The following is a 5,133-nucleotide window of genomic DNA, read 5'->3' as shown; positions in this document are numbered from 1 at the left end:
AACCCCAACTCGCGCGTGACAAACCCCAAGTCGCGCTACAGGAGCTCGATCGGCTCCCGATCCACCGCCGCCCCCTGGACCACGCAGTCCCGGTCCTCGAGGGCGCAGTGCCACGCCCAGAGCAGCTGGCCACCGCCGACGCCGACGAGGGCGGCGGTGGCGAAGCCGAGGGCGGAGGTACCGACGAACGGGGTGACGGCGACGGCGGTGACGGCATTGAGGACCAGCGCGAAGAACGACGACATGGAGACGACGGCGCCGAGGCGTGCGGGGAACAGGTCGAGCAGCATCAGCTGCATCGTCGGGTACGTCGTGCCGTTGCCGAGGGCGATCAGGCTGAGGCCGATGACGGCCCACGGCAGGTCGGCAGCGACGGGCGAGGCAGCGATCAGGACACCCACCACGCCGCCCGCGAACGACAGGGTGCAGCCGATCGAGATGAGGCGGCGGGCGCTGATCCGGCCGGCGGCGCGGCCGCAGAGCCAGGACCCAGTCATCATCGCGCCGATCATCGGGACGAAGAGCTTCCAGAAGTCGAGCTCGCCCTCGCCGAGGACGTCGACGACGAAGATCGCCGCGCCACCGATGTAGAGGAACTGGGCGCCGAAGATCAACGCCGTCGCCCACGCGAGCCGGTGGAAGGCGGGCTCGCGCGCGACCGCCGCGAGGCTGCGGAGGACCGCTCCCACGCGCAGCTCGACACGGCGCTCCCGCGGCAACGTCTCCGGCAACAGCACCAGGACGGCGAGGATCAGGGCCACGCCCAGGGCCGCCTGGAACACGAAGACCAGCGGCCACTCGCCGAGCTGCAGGACCAGGCCGCCGATGATCGGGCCGATCGCCGGCGCGATGCCGAAGATGACGGCCACCCGGCTCATCAGCCGCTGCGCGGTGGCGCCCTCGAACAGGTCACGGATCACCGTCCTGCTGACGATCGTGGCACCACCCGCGCTGAGCCCCTGGAAGGCGCGACACACGAGGAGCCACGCCAGGCTCGGCGCGAAGGCGCATCCGATCGACGCGGCGACGTACACGACCAGGGAGACGACCATGACGGGCCGACGGCCCACGGCATCCGAGATCGGGCCGTGCAGCACGCTCATCGCCGCGAACGCAGCGAGGTAGACGGTCACCACCAACTGGAGCGCGCCGGCACCGACGCCGAAGTCGTCGCGCATCTCCGGGAACGCCGGGAACGGGGTGTCGATGCTGAACGGGCCGATCATCGACAGGCAGGCCAGCACGATCGGTACGACGACCAGGAGCCGGACGGACGTGGCTTCTCGGGTCGTGGTCACCGGACCATCACACCATCCCTCACTAGGGTGATCGCCATGACGGCCACGCGGATCCATTTGCGCGACGGAGGCGTCAGCCTCCTGCTCGAGTACGACGCCAGCTGGGCCAACGGACTTCCCCGGGTGCTGCACTGGGGAGATGACCTGGGGCGCCTCGGTTCGCGCCAGCTCGCCGATCTCGCGGAAGCCGCCCGGCCCCGCCGTGGCAACAGCGCCTTCAGCGTGCCGGGCATCGCGTCCCTCGTTCCGGTCGAGTCGGAGGGCTGGCTGGGCCGGCCCGGACTGATCGGCAGCCGCCAGGGCGCGGGCTACGTCACCCGGCTGGCGGTCACCGGCCACGAGGCGATCCAGCAGGGCGTCCGGTTCCACGCCGTCGACGAAGCGGCGCAGATCTCGCTGGACCTGACCGTCACGCTGTCCCCGCAGGGTGTGGCGCGACTCGGTGCCGAGCTGAGGAACACCGGCCGGACGTCGTACGACCTGGATCATCTGGGCCTGGCCCTTCCCGTGCCGGGCCACGCGACCGAGGTGCTGAGCCTCGCGGGCAGCCAGGGCCACGAACGCGTCCCGCAGCGACTTCCCCTGGGCGTCGGCGCGCACGTGCGCGAGGACCGCAAGGGTCGCCCCGGACACGACTCGCCGCTGGTCCTGGTCGCCGGCGAGAGCGGGTTCGGGTGGGAGTCGGGCGAGGTGTGGGGCGTGCACCTGGCGTGGTCCGGCAACCAGGTCCAGGCTGCCGAGCGGCTCTACCACGGCGAGGCCGTGCTGGCGTCCGGCGAGCTCCTGCTCCCCCGCGAGGTGACCCTTGCGCCCGGTGAGACCTACACGGCACCGGACGTCTGGGCGAGCCACGGCCACGGGCTCAACGAGCTGTGCGGCCGTCTGCACGAGGAGATCCGGGCCCGCGCGACCCACCCGTCCACGCCCCGCAAGGTGCTGCTCAACACCTGGCAGGCCGTCTACTTCAAGGCAACGCCGGAGCGGCTCATGCCGCTGGTCGATGCCGCGGCCGCCGTCGGCGTGGAACGCTTCGTCGTCGACGACGGCTGGTTCCGCGGCCGCAACAACGCCCGTGCCGCCCTGGGCGACTGGGAGGTCGACCGCGAGTGGTGGCCCCAGGGCCTGACCCCGCTGGTCGAGCGGGTCACTGCCGCCGGCATGGAGTTCGGCATCTGGGTGGAGCCCGAGATGGTCAACCCCGACTCCGACCTCGCCCGCGCCCACCCCGACTGGCTGTTGCGTCCCGGGCCGGGGCACGGCCCTGACTCGCTCGGCCTGCCATCCCGCTTCCAGTACGTGCTCGATCTCGCCAACCCCGGCGCCTACAGGCTCGTCGCCAGGGCGCTGCACAAGCTGCTCGACCAGCACCCCATCGGCTACCTCAAGTGGGACCACAACCGCCCGGTCACCGAGGCCGGCCACGGCCCCGACCACACGCCGGGCGTCCGGGCCCACACCCTCGCCGTCTACCGGCTGATCGACGAGCTGAAGGAACGCCATCCGGGGCTGGAGATCGAGTCGTGCGCCAGCGGTGGGGCCCGGATCGACCTGGGCATCCTGGCCCGCACCGACCGGGTCTGGGCCAGCGACTGCATCGACGCCCTCGACCGGCAGGAGGTGCAGCGCTGGACACAGCTGCTCGTGCCGCCGGAACTCGTCGGGACCCACCTCGGCCCCGAGACCGCCCACTCGACCGGCCGCACCCAGCCGCTCGACTTCCGCGCAGCGACGGCGTTGTGGGGCCACTTCGGCATCGAGTGGAACCTCGCGAAGCTTCCGCCCGAGGAGCTCCCCGTGATCCGCAGCTGGGTCGAGCTGCACAAGAGCCTGCGCCCGCTGCTGCACACCGGTCGGGTCGTCGTCTCCGACCACCCCGATCCGACCCTGTGGGTGCACGGCGTGGTCGCGCAGGACCAGCGCGATGCGGTGTTCGCGATGACGTCGCTCGGCAAGCCGCCGACCTCGCCCCGCGGCCGGGTCCGGTTGCCCGGCCTCGACCCCGCGACGTCGTACGACGTCCGGTTGCTCGGCCCCGAAGGGGCGGGTGAGCCGCCGTGGAGCGTGCCCAGCTGGCTCCAGGGCAAGGGCGTGCGGCTCCCCGGACGGGTTCTCGGCAGTGCCGGCGTGCAGGTACCGGCCATGAAGCCACAGCAGACCTGTCTGCTCCGGGTGACCGCTCGCTAGTGCCACTACAGTGGACGGGATGACCCTCGGCGAGATGGACCTCCACCTCGTTGCGGAAGGCCGCCACGAGCAGCTCTGGCAGGTGCTCGGCGCCCACGTCCGCATCGAGCCGGTAGCGGGCACCAGCTTCGTGGTCTGGGCGCCCAACGCCCGCCAGGTCGCGGTCGCCGGTGACTTCAACGGCTGGGACGGTTCGACGCACCGGATGGCGCCGATCGGCTCGGGGCTCTGGGAGACGTTCGTCCCCGGGGTCGGCTCGGGCGCCACCTACCAGTTCGTGGTCGAGGGCGCCGACGGTGTGTGGCGGCACAAGGCCGACCCGATGGCGTTCCACGCCCAGCCGCCACCCGAGAGGGCGTCGCGCGTCTTCGCCTCCTCACACGTGTGGCAGGACCGCGCCTGGCTGGCCGAACGAGCCGAGCGGCAGCCGGTCAACGAACCGATGGCGACGTACGAGATGCACCTCGGGTCGTGGAAGAAGCACCCCGACGGCTCGTTCTGGACCTACGACGAGCTCGCCGCGGACCTCCCCGCCTACCTCAGCGACCTGGGCTTCACCCACGTCGAGCTGATGCCCGTCATGCAGCACCCGTTCGGCGGGTCCTGGGGCTATCACGTGACGTCGTACTTCGCGCCGGATGCGCGCTTCGGCGACCCCGACGGGTTCCGGCGCCTCGTCGACGCCCTCCACGCGGCGGGCATCTCCGTGATCCTCGACTGGGTGCCCGGCCACTTCGCGACCGACGACTGGGCGCTGGTCCGCTTCGACGGCACCGCGCTCTACGAACACCCCGATCCGCAGCGCGGCTGGCACCCCGAGTGGGGCTCGCACATCTTCGACTTCGGCCGGCCCGAGGTGCGCAACTTCCTCGTCGCCAACGCGCTGTACTGGCTCGAGGAGTTCCACGTCGACGGCCTCCGCGTCGACGGGGTCGCCTCGATGCTCTACCTGAACTACGGCCGCAACGACGGCGAGTGGACGCCCAACCAGTACGGCGGCCAGGAGCACCTCGAGGCAGTGCGCTTCCTGCAGGAGCTCAACGCCACCGCCTACAAGCGGGTGCCGGGCATCGTGACGATCGCCGAGGAGTCGACGGCCTGGCCGGGCGTCACCGGCGCGACCTCGGGCGGCGGACTGGGCTTCGGCTTCAAGTGGAACATGGGCTGGATGCACGACAGCCTGGACTACCTCCGGCACGACCCGATCCACCGCGCCCACCACCACGGCGAGATGTCGTTCTCGATGGTCTACGCGTTCTCGGAGAACTACGTGCTGCCGCTCAGCCACGACGAGGTCGTGCACGGCAAGGGCTCGCTGGTGCGCAAGATGCCCGGCGACCGCTGGCAGCAGCTCGCCAACCTGCGCGCCTACCTCGCCTTCATGTGGGCGCATCCCGGCAAGCAACTGCTGATGATGGGCTGCGAGTTCGCGCAGGAGTCCGAGTGGGCCGAGGCCCGCGAGCTGGACTGGTGGCTGCTCGCGAAGCCCGACCACCGCGGCATGCAGGACTTCGTGCGCGACCTCAACCACCGCTACCGCGAGGAGTCCGCGCTCTGGCGCCTGGACAACGACCCCGCCGGCTTCGCGTGGATCGACGCCCAGGACGCCGGCCACAACACCTTCTCCTTCGTACGACACGCGCCCGCCGGA

The 5,133-nt window shown here is 71.3% G+C and carries 3 protein-coding genes; 2 read left to right on the top strand and 1 reads right to left on the bottom strand.

Going from position 1 to position 5,133, the window contains the following annotated elements; all coding sequences use genetic code 11:
• Positions 1-35: 35 nt before the first annotated feature.
• Entirely contained in the window at positions 36-1,298 is a 1,263-nt protein-coding gene (locus ACOADB_RS24840; protein WP_378605177.1) for a multidrug effflux MFS transporter, read from the bottom strand.
• Between the two features lie 36 nt (positions 1,299-1,334).
• On the opposite strand from ACOADB_RS24840, the gene ACOADB_RS24835 reads away from it, so the two are divergent.
• Positions 1,335-3,482, top strand: coding sequence for an alpha-galactosidase (locus ACOADB_RS24835; RefSeq protein WP_378605174.1), 2,148 nt, complete (start codon positions 1,335-1,337; stop codon positions 3,480-3,482).
• A gap of 19 nt (positions 3,483-3,501) precedes the next feature.
• On the top strand, positions 3,502-5,133 hold a 1,632-nt coding region (glgB, locus tag ACOADB_RS24830; RefSeq protein ID WP_378605171.1), incomplete at its 3' end, for a 1,4-alpha-glucan branching protein GlgB.

This window comes from Nocardioides sp. CPCC 206348, from assembly GCF_048654705.1.
GTDB lineage: Bacteria > Actinomycetota > Actinomycetes > Propionibacteriales > Nocardioidaceae > Nocardioides.
This window is presented reverse-complemented; position numbering and strand designations above follow the sequence as displayed.

Coding starts and splice junctions, on each gene's coding strand:
- ACOADB_RS24835 (WP_378605174.1), top strand. CDS start 1,335: ATGACGGCCACGCGGATCCATTTGCGCGACGGAGGCGTCAGCCTCCTG.